This is a genomic window from Streptomyces sp. 3330, from assembly GCF_031456635.1.
Taxonomy (GTDB): Bacteria; Actinomycetota; Actinomycetes; order Streptomycetales; family Streptomycetaceae; genus Streptomyces.
In genome coordinates, this window is record NZ_JAVDVA010000004.1 from 218,761 (window position 1) to 236,407 (window position 17,647).

General features: G+C 75.5%; 11 protein-coding genes and 1 pseudogene. 8 read left to right on the top strand and 4 right to left on the bottom strand.

All coding sequences use genetic code 11. The annotated features are described in order from the left end of the window. Positions 1 to 190: 190 nt before the first annotated feature. The 8 genes and pseudogenes from J2X68_RS09020 to J2X68_RS09055 all read left to right on the top strand — a co-directional run bounded on the left by J2X68_RS09020 (position 191) and on the right by J2X68_RS09055 (position 10,163). Positions 191 to 3,214, top strand: a complete 3,024-nt coding sequence (locus J2X68_RS09020) for an AAA family ATPase (RefSeq protein ID WP_310431939.1) — start codon at positions 191 to 193, stop codon at positions 3,212 to 3,214. Positions 3,215 to 3,483: 269 nt separating this feature from the next. Continuing rightward, positions 3,484 to 3,687 carry a cold-shock protein gene (locus J2X68_RS09025; protein ID WP_020125862.1) on the top strand — a complete coding sequence of 68 codons (204 nt, stop codon included), beginning with the start codon at positions 3,484 to 3,486 and terminating at the stop codon, positions 3,685 to 3,687. Between the two features lie 191 nt (positions 3,688 to 3,878). Beyond that, entirely contained in the window at positions 3,879 to 5,294 is a 1,416-nt protein-coding gene (locus J2X68_RS09030) for a DEAD/DEAH box helicase (protein WP_310431940.1), read from the top strand. A gap of 287 nt (positions 5,295 to 5,581) precedes the next feature. Then, positions 5,582 to 6,022, top strand: a complete 441-nt coding sequence (locus tag J2X68_RS09035) for an OsmC family protein (protein WP_310431941.1) — start codon at positions 5,582 to 5,584, stop codon at positions 6,020 to 6,022. 380 nt (positions 6,023 to 6,402) lie between these two features. Then, positions 6,403 to 7,800 carry a cytochrome P450 gene (locus J2X68_RS09040; RefSeq protein ID WP_310431942.1) on the top strand — a complete coding sequence of 466 codons (1,398 nt, stop codon included), beginning with the start codon at positions 6,403 to 6,405 and terminating at the stop codon, positions 7,798 to 7,800. Positions 7,801 to 8,074: 274 nt separating this feature from the next. Continuing rightward, positions 8,075 to 8,449, top strand: a pseudogene (locus J2X68_RS09045) (glucosidase); the annotation flags it as partial. A gap of 26 nt (positions 8,450 to 8,475) precedes the next feature. Beyond that, positions 8,476 to 8,718 carry a hypothetical protein gene (locus tag J2X68_RS09050; RefSeq protein WP_310431943.1) on the top strand — a complete coding sequence of 81 codons (243 nt, stop codon included), beginning with the start codon at positions 8,476 to 8,478 and terminating at the stop codon, positions 8,716 to 8,718. Further along, positions 8,715 to 10,163 carry an alpha-amylase family glycosyl hydrolase gene (locus tag J2X68_RS09055; RefSeq protein WP_310431944.1) on the top strand — a complete coding sequence of 483 codons (1,449 nt, stop codon included), beginning with the start codon at positions 8,715 to 8,717 and terminating at the stop codon, positions 10,161 to 10,163. The genes J2X68_RS09050 and J2X68_RS09055 overlap by 4 nt, the downstream gene beginning before the upstream one ends. 19 nt (positions 10,164 to 10,182) lie before the next feature. On the opposite strand, the gene J2X68_RS09060 is transcribed toward J2X68_RS09055, so the two are convergent. The 4 genes from J2X68_RS09060 to J2X68_RS09075 form a co-directional block, all read right to left on the bottom strand. After that, positions 10,183 to 10,737: a DinB family protein gene (locus tag J2X68_RS09060; RefSeq protein WP_310431945.1), complete on the bottom strand. Its 555-nt coding sequence runs from the start codon at positions 10,735 to 10,737 to the stop codon at positions 10,183 to 10,185. A gap of 87 nt (positions 10,738 to 10,824) precedes the next feature. After that, on the bottom strand, positions 10,825 to 12,609 hold the full coding sequence (locus tag J2X68_RS09065; RefSeq protein WP_310431946.1) for a hypothetical protein: 1,785 nt from the start codon (positions 12,607 to 12,609) through the stop codon (positions 10,825 to 10,827). Next, positions 12,606 to 16,418 carry a DUF5682 family protein gene (locus J2X68_RS09070; protein WP_310431947.1) on the bottom strand — a complete coding sequence of 1,271 codons (3,813 nt, stop codon included), beginning with the start codon at positions 16,416 to 16,418 and terminating at the stop codon, positions 12,606 to 12,608. The genes J2X68_RS09065 and J2X68_RS09070 overlap by 4 nt, the downstream gene beginning before the upstream one ends. Before the next feature lie 5 nt (positions 16,419 to 16,423). Continuing rightward, on the bottom strand, positions 16,424 to 17,617 hold the full coding sequence (locus tag J2X68_RS09075) for an AAA family ATPase (RefSeq protein ID WP_310432135.1): 1,194 nt from the start codon (positions 17,615 to 17,617) through the stop codon (positions 16,424 to 16,426). Positions 17,618 to 17,647 lie beyond the last annotated feature (30 nt).

Sequence of the window (17,647 nt, forward strand, 5' to 3'; positions counted from 1 at the left end):
GCCGCCCGGAGCAGGAACGTTCGCGGCGCGGTGCTTTCGGAGCCCACCGCCCGACGGAACATGATTATACGGAAATGGCCATAATGGTGCGCGGTGTTGACAGCCCGGCCGCGGGGCCGCGGGAGCCGCTCGACGCGGTCGGGTCCGGCGCCGCGCCTCGCCCATGTCGTCGAAGAGAACGCGGTGGACCATGACTGCTCCGTCCGAAGGCCCCTGGCTGGTCCACGGGGGCACGGCCGCGAGTCTCGACCGCGCGACCGGGTGCCCGGTCGGCCGCGAGCGGGAGTCGGACGAGGTCCGGGACCGGCTCGGGGATCCGGCAGGGCCGCGCACGGTGCTCGTCCGGGGCGAACGAGGAGCCGGGCGCAGCGCGTTCCTGCACGCACTCGGCGAACGGCTGCGCGCCGAAGGGACACCCGTGCTCGCGCTGGGCTGCGTGCCGGGCGACGACGCACGGCCGCTGCTGCTCGCGCTGCGGCTGATCATGGCGTTGGAGGAGCACCTCTCCGGCCCGCCGCACCGGCGCGCGGCGAAGCCGGCCGGCGAGGCGCTGCAGGCGGCCGAGCGGCGCGACGGGACCGCGATGGCCGGCCTGCTGTGCGCCGTTGCGGCGCGGTCCACGCCCGTCGTCGTGGCGGTGGACGACCTTCACCTCGCCGACGCCGATTCGCTGGCGGTGCTCCGCGGGGGCGACTTCGCGCGCGTGCCGTCCCCGGTCCGGCTGCTGGCGTCCGCGGCGGGACGCGGTGACCGCGGCGCCCTCGGCCGGGACGGGGACCGGGCGACGTCCGCGAACCGGAGCACCCCGGACGACCCGGGCCGGAGGCCCTCGCGGCACGGTGCCGCCGGAGTCCCGGACCGGCGGGGAGACGTGCCGTGGGCGCACACCGTCGTGCTGTCCCGGCTCGGGCCGGCGGAGACGACCGCGGTGGTGGCACGGCGGTTGCGGGCGACACCCGACAGCGGACTGTCCCGGCGGGTGCGGGAGCTGACGCACGGGGTCCCCGGCGCGATCGACGCCCTGCTCACCGCGTGGACGCGGGACGGGGCGATCAGGGTCGCCGACGGCCACGCCTTCATCGGGACGCGGACCCCGACGCCGGTGCTGCCGGACGGCGACCGGTTCGTCGGAGCGCTGGACACGCTGAGCGGGCCGGGCCGCGCGGTGGCCGGGGCGCTGAGCGTCCTGTGGCCGCTCGGCGGGCGGGCCGCGGAGCTGATCGCGAGGTCGAGCGGACTGTCGTCCGGGGCGGTCGCCGACGGGATCCGTGAACTGGCCGACGCGGAGATCGTCGACGTCGTGCCCGGGCCGGACGGCGACGGGGCGGGCGGCTGGGCGTTCGCCGTCGCGTTGACGGCGCACACCCTCCGCGAGCGGCTGGGGCCGCTGGAACGCAGCAGGCTGTCCGCCACGGCGGTGGAGGCCCTGTGGGCCGACCGGGACGAGGCGGGCGGCGCGGACGGGGCGGCGCCGGCGGTGCCGGGGCTGCCCGACGAGGCGGACGCGGTGGCCTACCTGGCGGACCGGGTCGCGGACGCCGGACACCTGGTCGACCGCGATCGCGCGGTGACGGAGCTGACGGCCGCCGCCGAGCGGCTGCGCCCCGACGCCGAGGGCAGGGGAGTGCTCCGGTGGCGCCGGGCCGTCGGCAACCTCGTCGAGCGGCCCGCGGACCGCGTCCCGGCCCTTCAGCGGTACGCCAAGGCCGCCTACCAGGCGGGGGACTACCGGACCACGCGGACCATCGCCGAGTCGATCCTGCGCAACCTGGCCGACGTCCTCGGCCCCGTCGCGCTGCAGGACACCGCGAACCTGTTCACGGCGGCGACCGCCCACGACGCGGACTGGCGGGCGCTCTCCCGGCTGGCCACTGCGCAGTGGTGGGACGAACTGCGGCTGCCCGCCCTGGTACCGGTGACCGGGCGGGCGCTCGCCCTGTGCGGGCTGGCGAGGTGGCAGGAGGCGCTGGACCTGCTGGCCCGGACGGAACAGGTGTGGGCCACCGACGTCCGGGGCCGGGTGAAGCCCGGCTACTTCCGGGCCGTGGCGGAGCTGGTGCTGGGCCGTCCGGAGCGGTTCCGACGCGCACTGGACCTCTCCGAGGCCCCGCACCTCGGCGCCGAGCACGTGTACGCGCTCGCCACCACCATGTTCGACGAGCTGCTCAGCGGCCGGGACCTGCGGGCGGCGGAAGACCTGCTGGCCGCCCAGGGACTGAACCCCGAGACGCTGCAGCCGCACAGCGTGTTCCTCTGGCGGCATCTGCAGGGCCGCTGGGACGAGGCGCTGGAGCCGGCCCGCTGGATGCTGGCGAACGACCGGATCCACACGCCCGCGGCGGACAGCTGCCTGGTCCCCGCCCGCACCGCGGCCGTTCTCCTCGCCCGGGGCCGCGTCACCAGCGCCCGCCGCCTCGTCGACAGTGCGCGCGACCGGGGCGAGGGGGGCCGTCCGGAGTACTCGCTGGACGCGGTCGAGGCCGAGGCGCTGCGGACCCTCGGCGATCCGGACGGGGCCGAGAAGACGCTGCGGCGCGGCCTGGACGCGGCGGACGCCCACGGACACGTCGCCGGCGTCGACGAGCTGTGGGCCGCGCTCGCCGAGGTGTACGCGGAGACGGGCCACACCGCCGAGGCCGTGACCTGCCTGGAGCGCCTGGAACGGATCCGCGACCGGACGGGCGGCGGACGGACGAGGCTGACGTTTCTGCTCGCGTCGGCCCGCGTGCTGCGGCGGGAGTCACCCGGCGCGGCACGGGACGCCCTGTGGGAGGCGGTCGACCTGGCGCGCTCGCGCAGCCAGCCGTTCGAGACGGCCGTCGCCCTCGTCGCCGCGGCCGAGGCGGGCGCGGGGCCGCCCGCGCTGCTGCACGAGGCGTACGAACTGTTCGGGACAACCGGTTCGGCGCTGTCGCGCTTCCGGACCAGGGCGGCCATGCGGGAGGCCGGCATCACCGTCCCGGGACGCGCCCGGGCCACCGCCGAGAACGAGCGGCTGCTGGCGACGCTGATCGCCGAGGGGCTCACCAACCGCCAGATCGCCACGGTGCTGCGGCTCAGCGAGGACGCGGTGGCCAACCGGCTGTCCCGGCTGTTCGCCCGCACCGGGCTGCGGTCCCGCACCGAGGTGGTCACGGCCGTGCTCACCGGCCGGCCCGACCGCGGGCTCGCGCCCGAGCCGTGGTCGAGTTCTCCTGGGGCGCACCTTGTGTAATCTGAAAATTAACCTTTCGCGTGTATTTGACTTCGTACAGGCTTGCGCGCCCGATCCGGGGTCGCGTGGGCGAAAGGTAGTGCGGTTGTATGTACCGTGCTAGGCTTCAAGCTAGTTGCAGTTGTGGTTCCCGAAACTTCAAGTGCCTCGGCGACAGTCTGTCGCCGGGCATTTTTGTATCTCCGGTGCTTATCCGGACGGGGTTCATTGTGGCAACGCATGGGTCCACACGGTGTGGACTCTGGGCACTGCCCCGAAGGAGATGTGACATGGCTACTGGCACCGTCAAGTGGTTCAACTCGGAAAAGGGATTCGGTTTCATCGAGCAGGACGGCGGCGGCCCCGACGTTTTCGCTCACTACTCGAACATCGCCACCCAGGGCTTCCGTGAGCTTCAGGAAGGCCAGAAGGTGAACTTCGACGTCACGCAGGGCCAGAAGGGCCCGCAGGCGGAGAACATCACGCCCGCCTGACGCGAAAGCGTATGAGGCAGCTGGGGTCCGCACCTCGTGGTGCGGGCCCCAGCTTGCTGCTTTTGCAGGATTCCGAAGATTCTCATGGAATTCTTTCAGTCTCATTTTCGGCTCGTGCTTGCAATTCATCCGGCTCATCGTCGCTGCTGCCGGGAATTCCTCGATGCGTGCCCCTCGAGGAAGGTTCTCCGTTGAACCGTTCAGCTCGCACGAATGACCGTTCCGAGTTCGCGCTCCCGGTCACCGTCACCCCCGCACTTCCGGCCGTCGCGACCTTCGGCGAACTGGACATGCCCGCCGAGTTGCTGGAGATGCTCGCCGGGCACGGCCTCGACGAGCCGTTCCCGATCCAGGCCGCCACGCTGCCGAACTCGCTCGCGGGCCGCGACGTCCTGGGCCGCGGACGCACCGGCTCGGGCAAGACGCTCGCCTTCGGCCTCGCGCTGCTGGTGCGGACGGCCGGCCGGCGCGCGGAGCCGCGGAAGCCGCTGGCCCTGGTCCTCGTGCCCACCCGCGAGCTCGCCCAGCAGGTCAGCGAGGCGCTCACCCCGTACGCCGGGCTGCTGAAGCTGCGCCTGGCCACCGTGGTCGGCGGCATGCCGATCGGCAGGCAGGCCGGCGCGCTGCGGGCCGGGGCCGACGTGGTGGTCGCGACTCCGGGCCGCCTCATGGATCTCGTCGAGCGCAAGGACTGCCGCCTGGACCGGGTGGACATCACCGTTCTGGACGAGGCCGACCAGATGGCCGACATGGGCTTCATGCCGCAGGTCACCGAACTGCTCGACCAGGTGCGCCCCGACGGCCAGCGCATGCTGTTCTCGGCCACGCTCGACAGCAACATCGACCTCCTGGTCCGCCGCTACCTCCATGACCCGGTGGTCCATTCGGTCGACCCGTCGGCGGCCGCGGTCACCACGATGGAGCATCACGTCCTCCAGGTGCACGGCGCCGACAAGTACGCCACCGCCACCGAGATCGCCGCCCGCGAAGGGCGCGTGCTCATGTTCCTGGACACCAAGCACGCCGTGGACCAGTTCACCCGGCACCTGCTGGGCAGCGGTGTCAGGGCCGCCGCGCTGCACGGCGGCAAGTCGCAGCCCCAGCGCAACCACACCCTGGCCCGGTTCAAGGACGGCCGCGTCACGGTGCTGGTGGCGACCAACGTCGCGGCCCGCGGCATCCACATCGACGACCTCGACCTCGTCGTCAACGTCGACCCGCCCGCGGACCACAAGGACTACCTGCACCGCGGCGGCCGTACGGCACGCGCCGGCGAGTCCGGCAGCGTCGTCACGCTGGTCACGCACGGCCAGCGCCGCGACATGGCCCGGCTGCTGACCGAAGCGGGCATCCGGGCGCAGATCACGCCGGTCCGCTCCGGTGAGGCCGAGCTGAGCCGCATCACCGGCGCCCAGGCCCCCTCCGGCGTGCCCGTCGGAGGCAGCGGGACCGTCCCCGCCGAGCGTCCGGCGCGCGGCGGCGCGCCCTTCCGCGGCATGGGCACCCGCCCGGGGCGGCCCGGCCGCGGCGGTGAGTCCCGCAAGGCCGCCGAAGCCCGCAAGGCCGCCGAGGCCCGCGCGGCCGCCCGGGTTCGCCGGGGCGCCTGACCCACGGCCGGACGGTCGATCCCGGGCGGGCCCGCACCGCGCCGCCGTCCGACCGGAGGACCGGATCGCGGCGTCCGCGTGCGAGCGCACGGCTGACCTTCGCTCTGCGCCGCGGGTGCGCAGGGGCGCTCCCGGCAACGTGGCGAGCCGGGCCGCCGGTCGTCCTGAGCCGTGCGGGATGCGCGGCCACGACCCGGGACGCCGTCGCCACCCGGCTGGGCGGGACAGCACCGGGACGGCGTTCGGTCCGCGTGGCGTGCCGGTGGCGCGGCACTAGTGTCGTCGGCATGAGCGAAGACTCCCAGCGCCTCGTCACCATCGAGCGGACCGGCGCCGGCCGGTTCACCGCGACGAACGTCCGCGGCGGCACCATCGACTTCGGCACCGGCTCCGGTTCCGACGGCGGCACCCACTTCACCCCGGTGGAACTCCTGCTCGCGGCGATCGGCGGCTGCTCCGCCGCCGACGTCGACGTCGCCACCGGCCGGCACGCCGAGCCCGACGCGTTCACCGTCACCGTGACCGGCCAGAAGGTCGGCGACGACTTCGGCAACCGGATGACCGACCTCGCGGTCACCTTCACCGTCAGCTTCCCCGACGGCGCCCCGGGTGACCGGGCCCGCACGATCCTGCCCCGTGCGGTCGCGGTCTCCCACGACCGGCTGTGCACCGTCAGCCGCACCATCGAGATCGGCACGCCCGTCACCGTGAACGTCACGGACGCCTGAACGCGCCACGGCGGCGCCGATCGTCGCCGCCGTTCTCGCAGATGGGGTGACCGGTGGCGCTGAACCCGACGGTGTACGGCAGCGATGCGCGGCGAACCCGAGGGATCCCCTCTCTGTTCGCGTGCGTCGAGTCCTCGGGGGCGCGGGTTCGTCCTGGCGTGACAAGGACCTCGGAGGCCGGGCGCCGCACCGGAGTTGGTCGGCCACGCCGTCGCCCGCCCGAGTCGGGACACCGCCGCGCCGGTGGGCTGCGGCCCCGGGGTCGTCCGTCGCGCCGCCCCCGTCCTTCTCCGCGGGCGGGGCCTGGGATAGGGTCCCACCGGTTCCGGCCACCGATCGACGACGCGCCGGTACGGGGAGTGTCGGAGGGCGGCAGAGCGATGGAATCGCAGGTGGGCGACGGCAGATCCGTGGACCTCGACGGCGCGCGGCTGGAGACGATGACTCCGCAACCGCTGCTGACCCGGGACTACGAGACGCGCCCCTCGCTCGTGTACGAGCGGCTCAGGCAGCAGCACGGTCCGGTCGCGCCGGTGGACCTGCTGGGGGTGCCCGCCTGGCTGGTCCTCGGCTACCGCGAGTCGCTCGAAGTGCTCCAGGACGACGCCGGATGGCCCAAGGGACTGGAGAAGTGGCGGGCCCGCTCGGAGGGCAGGGTGCCGGCCGACTGGCCGCTCGGACCGTCCCTCGAGGTCAACCATGTGCTGATCCAGGGCGGCCCCGGCTACCGGCCGCTGCGGACGGCGTGGGACGCGGCCCTCAAGCCGTTCCAGGACCCGCGCCACCCGCAGGCCAAGAGGCTGAAGACGGCCGTCGGCGCCTACGCCGACGAACTGATCAGCCTGGTGGGACAGGCCGGCGGCACGGGCTGGGCGGATCTGTCCGCCCAGTTCTCCCGGCCGCTGCCGCTCATGGTGGCCAGCCATCTGCTCGGCTTCCCCGGTTCGCAGGGCGACGACGCGCTGATGGACATGTGGCGGGTCCTGGACGCGGGACCGGACGCGGAGCCCGCCCTGGAGAGGCTGCTGGCGGCGCTGGCCGAACTGGCGGCGGGCAAGCTGGAGAAGCCGGGCGAGGACTTCCCCTCGTACCTGCTGGCCGCGCATCCCGGACTCTCGCTCGACCAGCTCGCCCGCGAGCTGTTCATGCTGCTGGGCATGACCTCCGACCATGTCGGCATCCTCATCTCCAACACGGTGGTCGAGGTCATCGCGGGGGAGGGCGGCGCGCGGGCCAGCCTGTCCGCCGGGATGGTCAGGGAGAGCATGAACCGGGTGGCCATGCGCAAGCCGCCGCTGGTGAACTTCGTGCCGCGCTTCGCCGCCGAGGACACCCGGCTCGGGAACTACACGATCCGGGCCGGCGACCCGGTGTGGGTCTCCTCCGCGGCGGCGCACGCCGACCCGCTCTTCGCCGACCACGTCGAGTCGGCGACCGTCAGCACCAGGGCGCACCTGGCCTGGGGCGCGGGCCGTCGTCAGTGCCCGGCGCGCGAGTTCGCCTCGACGGTCGCGGCGGTCGGCGTGAACCGGCTCTTCGAGCGGTTCACCCACCTGGACCTCGCCCTTCCCGTCGATCAACTGCCCTGGCGCTCCTCGCCCTTCATGCGGGGACTGCGCTCGCTGCCCGTACGGTACGAACTCGCCACGGCGCCGGAGCCGCCGTCCCCGCGGACCCCGGCCGAGGAACCGGCCGGGACCGGACCGCCCGATCCGGCGGTCCGGCAGCGCTCGTCGCTGCGGCGCTATCTGACGGGCCTGATCGGCGTGGGCCGCTGACCCCGGCGCCCCGGCGCGCGCCGGACTACGACGGTGGGAACACCCGGCCCAGCGCGATGCGGCCGATGCGCGGGGCCCGCCCGTGGCGTTGCGGAAGGTCACCGTGTCGGCGCCCTCGCGCAGGTCGACGGGGGCCGGCCGGGGAGCAGGGCCCGCCGGCCGCACGTCAGCCGTTCGGCCCAAGTCGTGACCGTGCGCGCGCCCGGTCATTGCGGCCCCCTGCCGGACGCCCGAGGGTGGAGCCAGGCGGCGGGCGGTGGCGAGGAGGACGGCGATGACGGACGGCGACGGCACGGCGGACGCCGAACGGCGGCGGCTGGCGGAGGCCGACGAGGGTGCGGCGCCCTGGCGGCGCTGGGGGCCGTATCTGAGCGAGCGGCAGTGGGGCACGGTCCGCGAGGACTACAGCGCCGACGGCGACGCCTGGTCGCACTTCACCCATGACCAGGCCCGCAGCCGCGCCTGTCGCTGGGGCGAGGACGGCATCGCCGGCGTCAGCGACGACAAGCAGCGGCTGTGCCTCGCCCTGGCCCTGTGGAACGGCCGCGACCCGATCCTCAAGGAGCGGATGTTCGGGCTCACCAACACCGAGGGCAACCACGGCGAGGACGTGAAGGAGTACTACTTCCACCTCGACAACCCGCCATCCCGCCGGACGCCGACGGCCACCGCCCGGTGCACGGCGCGCAGCCCCAGTTCGCCAAGGACCCGCACTGGAAGGACCTGATCCTCTTCTACGAGTACTTCCACGGCGACAACGGAGCGGGCCTCGGCGCCTCCCACCAGACCGGCTGGACGGGCCTGGTGGCGGCTACCACAACGCTGTTCCACACGCTCACCGCCGACGAGTGGCACCGCGGCGGCCGTGAGTCGCTGCGGCCCACGAGCGACGGCGACCGGGAGGAGCCTCTGTCATGACGGTGCTCTACGAGATCAACACGGTTGTCTGGCTGGATGAGTTGAGCGGCCGGTACGGGCGCCGGGTCACGCTGGGGGACGTGCCGGGCGAGGCCTGGGACGAGATCGCCCTGCCCGGCGTCGACACCGTCTGGCTGATGGGCGTCTGGGAACGCAGCCCGGCCGGGCTGCGGATCGCGCTGCGCGACGAGGCCCTGCGGGCGTCGCTGCGCGCCGCGCTGCCCGACGTCACCGAGGCCGACATCGCGGGGTCCCCCTACTGCGTACGGGACTACGTCGTCGACGCCTCGTTCGGCGGACCGGCGGGACTGGCCGAGGCCCGGGCCCGGCTGGCCGACCGCGGACTGCGGCTGCTCCTCGACTTCGTCCCCAACCATGTGGCCCCCGACCACCCCTGGGTCACCGGGCACCCCGACCGGTTGATCGGGGGCACCGCCGACGACCTGGCCCGGGCCCCGGGCGACTTCATCGAGTCCGGCGGCCGGATCCTCGCCCGGGGACGCGATCCGTTCTTCCCGCCCTGGCCCGACGTCGTCCAGCTGAACGCCTTCGGCGACGCGCTGCGCGCGGCGGCCGTGGACACCCTCGTCTCGATCGGCGACCAGGCGGACGGCGTGCGCTGCGACATGGCGATGCTGCTGATGAACGACGTCTTCGCGAAGACGTGGGGCGAGCGGGCCGGACCGGCGCCCGCCGAGGACTTCTGGCCGTCCGTCCTGCCGCGGGTCCGCGAGCGCCACCCCGGCCTCCTCTTCGTCGCGGAGACGTACTGGGACCTCGAACACGCCCTGCTCGTGCAGGGGTTCGACCACTGCTACGACAAGCGGCTGTACGACCGTCTCCTGCACGAGGACGCCGGCTCCGTCCGCGCCCACCTGCGGGCCGGCCTCGCCCATCAGCGCGGCCTCGTCCGCTTCCTCGAGAACCACGACGAACCACGGGCGGCCGCCACCCTGCCCGGCGCGCGGGAGCGGGCGGCAGCCGTGACCGTGGCCACCCTGCCCGGCGCGACGCTCTGGCACGAGGGCCAGTTCGAGGGGCGCCGGGTCCGGCCGCCGGTGTTCCTCACGCGCAGACCGCGGGAGCCGGTCGACGAGCCGCTGCGTGCCTTCCACCACCGGCTGCTGACCGCCGCTGCCGCTGTCCGCCGCGGCGAATGGCGGCCGCTCGACCCGACGGGCCTGCCGGACGACGACACCCACCGCGACCTGCTCGCCTGGACCTGGACGCACGCGGACGCGCGCCACCTGGTCGTCGTCAACCACTCCGACCGCCCGGCCCAGGCACGGCTGCCCCTGCCCTGGGACGACCTGCCCGGGCGCGAGCACCGGCTGACCGACCTGCTGACCTCACGGACGTACGACCGGGACGGCGGCGAACTGACCGACCCCGGTCTGTTCGTGGCCCTGGACGCCTGGCAGACGCATGTCCTGGAGGTGGGGTGAGCCCCTGCGCGCAGGGGGCTCAGCCCATGCTCTTCGCCCCGTCCAGGGACTCGCGGATGATGTCCGCGTGACCCGCGTGCTGGGCGGTCTCCGCGACGATGTGCAGCAGGACCCGGCGCGCCGACCAGCGCCCGCCCGGCTCGTTCCACGGCGCGGGCGGCAGCGGGTGGTCCGCGTTCAGGTCGGGCAGGGACACCACCAGTTCGTCGGTGCGGCGCGCCACCTCCTCGTACTCCTTCAGCACGCCCGACAGCGTCTCGCCGGGCAGCATCCGGAATTCGTCGGCCCGTGCGGCGAAGTCCGCCTCGGTCATGCTGGTGAAGTCGGGCATCGCCGACGGGCCCTGCAGGATGAAGGCCACCCAGCCCTGTTCGACCGAGGCGACGTGCTTGATCAGGCCGCCGAGACAGAGTTCGCTCGCGGTGGTCCGCTGCCCGGCCTGCTCGTCCGAGAGGTCGCGCGTGGTGAAGCGCAGGAAGTGCCGCTGCTTGCCGAGCGCCTCCAGCAGATCGGCGCGCTCGCCGCCGACGGCGGGGGCGGCGGTGGGCGCGTCGGGGGAGGTGGGCTTGCTCATGGTCGCCTTCTTCCGTGGGTGCTGTTCCGCGATCGAGTACCACGTTAGGAGCGATAGAGGTCAGATCCTGTCCTCAAGGTGCCGGGTTCACCGCGAAGTCGCCGCCACCTCCGCATCCGCCCCCCAGGCCGCCGCGCACAGCGCCCGCTCGACCTCACCGGTGTACACGGCCGCGGCCAGCCAGGCGCGGGCGAAACGCCCCGGGTCCGCGGGGAGCAGCCGGCCGAACGCGTCACGGGAACGGTCCGCCGCCGCGGACCCGAGTTCGTCGAGGAGTTCGCCCGCGGTGGCGAGACCGACGCGACGCAGCCGACCGCCGTCCCCCGCCCCGCTGTCCCCGAACCCCAGCACCCGGCGGCCCCCGGACACCGCCTGGTGCACACGGCGGCGCAACAGGTGCAACGGGGCCTCGTCCGCCGGGGGAGCGACGGCGGGCGCCGCCGGGGCCGTCGCGGTGGGCAGGTCCGCGTGCTGGAGCCGGTCCAGGCCCAGATCCACCCGGTCGCCGGACCGCGCCGGGTGCTCGGCGGCGAGCAGCAGGGCACGCGGCAGCGGCCCCGGCGCGAGCCGGGCGACGACCCGCAGCCGACTGCCGCGGGCGGCGGACAGAAGTCGGAGGTTGTCGCGGTAGGGGAGCGCGGGATCGTCGTGGGCGACGGCGAGCCGGACCGTGCGGCCCTCGCAGTCGGCCAGCAGATGTTCCCCCGTCGCCTCCCGGACCGTGCCCACCAGGGTGACGTCGAGGAAGAGCAGACCGTGCCCGTCGTCGCCCAGCGCGCGTGCGACCTGCTCGGCGACCGGCACCGCCCACAGCCGGTCGAGCGGCTCCGCGCTCCAGGCGGCACCCGAGGCGCGCACCGCGCGCACCCCGGCCCCGGCGCCGAGCCGGCCCGTCGGCGAGACCGTCGCACCGGAGACCGCGAGGCCCGCGCGCGACAGTTCACGGTGGGTCAGGGCGGTGTCCCCGATCCGCACGGCCCGGTCGGCCGCCCCGGTCGCCCGGCCGGGCCCGCCGGGAGCCACGTCGGAGACCGTGCAGAGCCTGCCCCCGGCGTCGGCGGTCCAGGTCACGGCGCCCGCGTATCCGGTCGTCGTCAGGACGGGCTCCGAGAACAGCCCGTACAGCCGCAGCGAACCGTCCGGCGTGTACGGCTGCCGTACGCCGCCGCGCAGTTCGGCCAGATCCCGGCCGGTCGCGAACGGCAGGCGGTACGCCATGCCGAGGACGGTGCGCAACGCGTCCGCGAGGTCGGGCAGCCGGTACGCGGGGTCGGCGGAGCGGGCCGCGCGCACCCCGTTGACCACCGAGACCGCGGCGGCGGCGACCCGGGGCAGACCCGCCAGCCGCGCGGTGTGCGCGGCACGCAGCAGCTCCGCCTGGAGCACGGCGCCGGAACCGTCCGCTCCGGCTTCGAGGACGGCGGCGGCCGCGTCGTACACGGCCCGCGCTGCGGCGAGCTGGGCCGGGGCGGCGCCCTCGTCCTTTGACGGCGACGCCCCGCCGGGCGCGGGCGCCGCCGGGGCGGCCAGGGGTGACGCCTCGTCGGGCGTCGGCGGCGCGGGCGCGCTGTCGGAAGTGTCCTCGGCGACCGGCGCGGCCGAGGCCGCCGCCGCGCGGTGCAGACAGTCGGGGGCGAGCAGACAACCGCAACGGATCGCGTCCGCGCTGGTCACCACGCCCTCGGGCGCGTGCAGTCGGAGGTCGGTGTCGTCGTCGACGGCGATCCGCACGGTGTCCCCGTCGCGGACCACCGGACGTGCCGCCAGCTTGGCGACGCCCGCGTCCAGCCGCTTGCGCAGCCGGGGAGAGAGCGCCTCGACCAGTTCGGCGGTGACGGACGGCGCGACCGGCGGCAGCAGGTCCTGGCTCATGCGATCTTCTCCCCTACCCAGCGGGCGAGTTCGAGCGGACTGAGAGCGGCGACGGGCATGCCCGCGGCGACGAGCTGCCCCGCGACACCCGTGGAGTAGCGCGGCCGGCCCGTGTCGTCGAGGCTCGCGCAGCCCAGCACGTGGCAACCCGCGCCGACCAGCGCCCGCACCTCGGCGAGCAGCCCGCCGAGCGGATAGCCCTCCTCGAAGTCGCTGACGACCACGACCAGCGTCCGCGAGGGCACGGTGACCAGCTCACGGGCGTGCCGCAGCCCCGCCGCGATGTGCGTGCCGCCGCCCACGCTGACCTCCAGCAGCAGCGACAGCGGGTCCTCGACATGTCCGGTGAGGTCCATGACCTCCGTGGAGAAGGCCAGGAAGTGCGTGGACAGCGTCGGCACCCCGGCCAGCACCGAAGCCGTCAGCGCCGCCCACACCGTGGACGCCTCCATGGACCCCGACACGTCGGTGACCAGGATCAGCCGCCAGTCGGCGGCCCGCCGCGCCCGGGTACGGAACACCGGGTGCTCCGGGACGACCTGGACCGTGCCGTCCGGACCGCGCCGCGCGGTCGCCAGATTGGCGCGCAGCGTCCGCGGCAGGTCGAGGCCGCCGCCCGGACGGCGGCTGGGGCGTGGCAGCGTCGTGCCGTGCAGCGCGGGACGCAGCCGGGTGGCCAGCTGCCGGGTGAGCGCCTCGACCAGCCGCCGTACCAGCGGACGCAGCGCCGCCAGCCGGGCCTCGGGCAGCCCGCCCGCGTGCCGCAGCACCGTACGCAGCAGATCGACCGAGGGACGCGCGCTGTCCGCGTCCAGCTCCGCGAGCACGTCGCTGCGGCCCGACGCGGCGGCCGCCGCCAGCACCTCCTCCCGGATGCCCGGCCCGAACAGCGCGGCCAGCTCCCGCGACCACTCCCGCACCCCGGGATACGGCGCCTCCCGGCCGCCGCCGGCCCCCGGACGCGTCAGGTCCCCGCGGCTGCCCTCGCCGCGTCCGCTGCCGTACAGCTCGTCCAGAGCCGTCGCCAACGCGCGTGCGGACGCCGGAAGTCGATCGCTGCGGCGGCCCAGGAGAAGCCGCCACCGGTCGGCGGGGGCGAGTCTGCGGTCGGCACCGTTCTCCCCGGCGGGCCCCGCCTCGCCGGCATCGGCGCCGGCCGCCGTCCCGGCCCCGGCCGCTGTTTCGGCGCCGGTCACGGTCTCGGCGGGATGCGCCTGTGCGTCGCCACCGGGGGAGGGGAGCAGCCCCAGCGACCGCAGGGCGGCACGGGCCGTGAGGTCCGCACCGGCCCAGACGGCGAGCGCGGCCGGGTCGAGACCGTCGGTGTCGGCGACGCGCCCGGTGCCGAGGCGCTCCTCGACGGCCGCGAGCAGGCGGTCACGGGCCGCGGGACTCAGGGTCTCGAAGCCGCCCCGCAGCGCGGGCAGCCGGTCGAGGAACTCCCGGTCGGGCAGCTCCGACACCCGGCCGAGCAGCGGCTCCAGCGCGGGCGCCGCCGCTTCCAGCAGCGGCCCCGCGGCGGCCAGCAGCCCGCTCAGCCGGGCCGTCAGCGCCGATCGGGAGTCGGCGTCGACGGCGCCGTCCACCCAGGACGCGACCCGGCCGCCGAAGGACGGGGCGCTCTCCTGACCGAGCAGCACCCGGACCGCCCCGGCGGCGCCGCGCATCAGCGGGGAGCCGTCCGCGGCCAGCCGGGCGAGGGCGTCGGTGAGCCGGATACCGCCCAACAGGTCCGCCCGGTGCGCGAGTTCGACCAGCGCGTGGGCGTCGGCCGGATCCTCGGAACCGGTCAGTCCGTCCACCTGACGCACCGCCGCCGCGGTGAGCAGCTCGGCCACGGCGGCCGCTCGCGCCGTACGCTCCCCGTCGGCGCCCAGCCCCGGCACATGACCGGACCGCAGCCGGTCCGACAGGGCGAGCCCGGCCAGGAGTTCGGGCAGCGTGCCGGCCAGGGGCAACACCTCGGCGACATCGTCGAGCCGTTCGTCCGCCAGCGTCGGCAGACCGCACTCCGCGGCTTCCGCGAGCCCCTGGAGGACCTGCGCGGCCGTCGATCCGCCCGCGTTCCGCTCCGCGCGCCGACGCTCCCGCAGCACACCCTCGGCGGCCTGCGCCGCGGTGACTCCGCGCACCCCGGCCGCGGTCAGCATGGCCGCCGTCGCGGGCGTCCAGCGCACCTCCCAGCGCGAGGTGAGGGCCTCGGCCCCGCCCGCGCCCACGACCTCCTTCGCCTCGCCGTACGGCACACCGCACACGGTCAGCCGGCGCAGCAGCAGCTCGCGGCGCCGGTCGAGGTCGGACCGCAGTGGGTCGAGCCGCAGATCCCGCGCCGGGCCGGAGGCGTCCTCCGGCCCGGGCAGGCCCAGCCCCGCCACCTCCGCCTCGACCGCCGGGACCAAGCCGCTGCGCGGCGCGCCGGGCGCAGGCCGACCGGTGCGGGCGCCGACCAGCACCCGCTCCATCGCCCGCGCGACGGCCCGTCCCCGCCCGTACGGCTCGCCCTGCGCGAGGACCGTCTGGACGGCCTCGACCAGCTCCCCCCGCCCCGCCGCGGGCAGCCCGCGCAGCCGGGCCAGATCCGAGGCCAGCCGGGTGATCTCGCGCGCGTCGGCGGGCCCGGACGGATGCCCGAGGTCCCGCAGCGCCGCGCACACCCGCACGGCCGCCCCGGTCAGCGCCTCCTCCAGCGCCGCCGGATCGCCCGCGGCCCGCAGCACCATGTCCTGCCACTCGGGGTCCCGGATACCGGCCGGGTAGCCGGAACGCTCGTCCAGAAGGGCGTAGGCGTACGGAATCAGCGAGGTGATCCACCCCGCCCGACTCGCCACGCCCCCGCCACCCGGGGCCGTGGCACCGGTCGGCTCGCCGCCGGCGGAGCCACTGCTGTCGCCCTGTTCGCCGGTGGCCGGGAGGGCCGCTACGACCCCACCGTCGCCACCCGCGGCGGCGGTTTCGCCCCGGTCGCCGGCGATCGCGGGGACGGAGCCGTCGCCTCGTCCGGCCAGGGCGGCTCCGGTCAGCGCCGGTGCGTGGAAGGCGCCGACGAGCACGGCGGCCCGCTCGCCCCGCGCGGTGGCCTCGGTGATCCGGGACCGCATCCACCGCTCACGCCGCAGGTCCAGTTCGGGCACCCCACCGGAGGCGGCCGCGTCCTCGCGCAGCGCCCAGCCCGTCAGCAGGGCGGCCCGGCGCAGCGCCTCGGGCGGCGAACCCGGGGCGGTGGCCTCGACGAGCCGGTCCCACAGGTCGTCCCCGGGACGGCCCGTGAGCCGGGCCCGCAGCGCGCCGCCGAGTCCGGGTGCCTCTCCCCGCGCGGTGCCGTCGCGCCCCGCGCCCCACGCCCGGTCCGCGAGGGGCAGGTCGCAGGCGAGGACCGGGACGCCGTGCCGGGCGGCCCAGCGCACGGCGGCCAGCTCGGGCGAGAAGTCGGCGAAGGGATAGAACGCCGGCCCCCCGCCGTTCGCGCCCCCGCCGTCACCGGGCGCGGCGGCGAGCGCGACCGGGGCCCGGGTCTCCTCGTGCCCGAGCCAGGGCAGCCACTCCTGCATCTCGGCAGGCAGCTCGACGAGCAGCACGTCGGGCTTCGCCTCGTCCAGCAGGGCGGGCACGGCGGCGGCCAGCGAGGGCGCGTGGTGCCGTACCCCGATGAGGTAGGGCGCGGCCGGGTCGGTGAGCGCGGCGAGCGCCTCGTCCGGGGAGACCGGGGAGCCCGGCGAACCCTGGGCACTCGGCCGACCCTGGGCGTCCGGAGAGCCCGTGGCGTCCGGAGAGGCGGCCGCGGCCGACGCGGTGGTGGGGTGCGGGGACACGGCCGTCAGCCCTCCAGGACCGTGCGCAGGTCCCACAGGGTCCGCCAGGTGGCGGAGCCCTGTTCGGCACGGCGGCGGACGGGTCCGTCCCAGTACCCGCGCAGCCGGGCGGCGTCGGCCGGGTCGTCCTTGCGGACCACACCCAGCAGATGGCCCGGCAGCAGCCCGAGCACGTCACGGTCGCCCGGGAAGTACGCCGCGGCGAGCGCCAGCGCACCCGCGACGGACACGGCCTCCGCGGTGCTCATCACCGTGGACGGCCGCTCCACCTCCCATCCCTCCGCCGAGCGGCCCTCCCGCAGATCGCGGAAGGCGGTGACCAGGGCCTCCAGCACGGCGTCGTCGACCTGGAAGGGCGCGCCCGCCCGCTCCACCGAGGCCCGGGCCTGGCTGCGCACCAGGGCGGTCTCCGCGTCGAGGTCCGGAATCGGCCCTACCGTCTCGAAGTTGAAACGGCGCTTGAGGGCCGCGGACATCTCCGAGACGCCCTTGTCCCGCAGGTTGGCCGTCGCGATGAGGTTGAAGCCGGGCGCGGCATGCGCCAACGCGTCCTGGGAGCCCGCCAGTTCGGGCACGGCGATGCGCCGCTCCGACAGCAGCGAGACCAGCGCGTCCTGCACCTCGGGCAGACAGCGCGTGACCTCCTCGACCCGGGCGATCGCGCCCCGGGACATGGCGGTGAGCACCGGCGAGGGCACCAGGGCCTGCCGGCTCGGGCCCTGCGCCAGCAACAGGGCGTAGTTCCAGCCGTACTTGAGCTGGTCCTCCGTCGTGCCCGCGGTGCCCTGCACGACCAGCCCGCTGGTGCCGCACACGGCGGTGGACAGCAGCTCGGACAGCATCGACTTGGCGGTGCCGGGCTCGCCGACGAGCAGCAGCCCGCGCTCGCCGGCGAGCGTGACCACACACCGCTCCACCAACGCGCGGTCGCCGACGAACTTGCCCTCCACGACCAGCCGTCGCGGCACCCCGTCCGGCGCCTCCGCGTCCTCGGGCAGCTTCAGGGCGCGCCCGTCGCTGCCCATGACGAACGTGACGACGGCACGCGGGGTGAGGTGCCAGGCGGGCGGGCGCGGCCCGTCGTCGTACGCGGCCAGGAAGGCCAGCTCCGCCGCGTACCGCTCCTCGGGCGGGACCACCTGGCGTACGGGGGCGGGGACGGCGAGAGCGGAGTCGGTGGGCAGGGCGGTCGTGGTCATCGGCGCGGGTTCTTCCAGGTGGGGCGGGAG

Bases quoted from the DNA above. Each gene is read 5' to 3' on its own strand.
- J2X68_RS09020 (WP_310431939.1), top strand. From the start codon at position 191: ATGACTGCTCCGTCCGAAGGCCCCTGGCTGGTCCACGGGGGCACGGCC.
- J2X68_RS09025 (WP_020125862.1), top strand. From the start codon at position 3,484: ATGGCTACTGGCACCGTCAAGTGGTTCAACTCGGAAAAGGGATTCGGT.
- J2X68_RS09035 (WP_310431941.1), top strand. From the start codon at position 5,582: ATGAGCGAAGACTCCCAGCGCCTCGTCACCATCGAGCGGACCGGCGCC.
- J2X68_RS09040 (WP_310431942.1), top strand. From the start codon at position 6,403: ATGGAATCGCAGGTGGGCGACGGCAGATCCGTGGACCTCGACGGCGCG.
- J2X68_RS09055 (WP_310431944.1), top strand. From the start codon at position 8,715: ATGACGGTGCTCTACGAGATCAACACGGTTGTCTGGCTGGATGAGTTG.
- J2X68_RS09060 (WP_310431945.1), bottom strand. From the start codon at position 10,737: ATGAGCAAGCCCACCTCCCCCGACGCGCCCACCGCCGCCCCCGCCGTC.
- J2X68_RS09065 (WP_310431946.1), bottom strand. From the start codon at position 12,609: ATGAGCCAGGACCTGCTGCCGCCGGTCGCGCCGTCCGTCACCGCCGAA.
- J2X68_RS09075 (WP_310432135.1), bottom strand. From the start codon at position 17,617: ATGACCACGACCGCCCTGCCCACCGACTCCGCTCTCGCCGTCCCCGCC.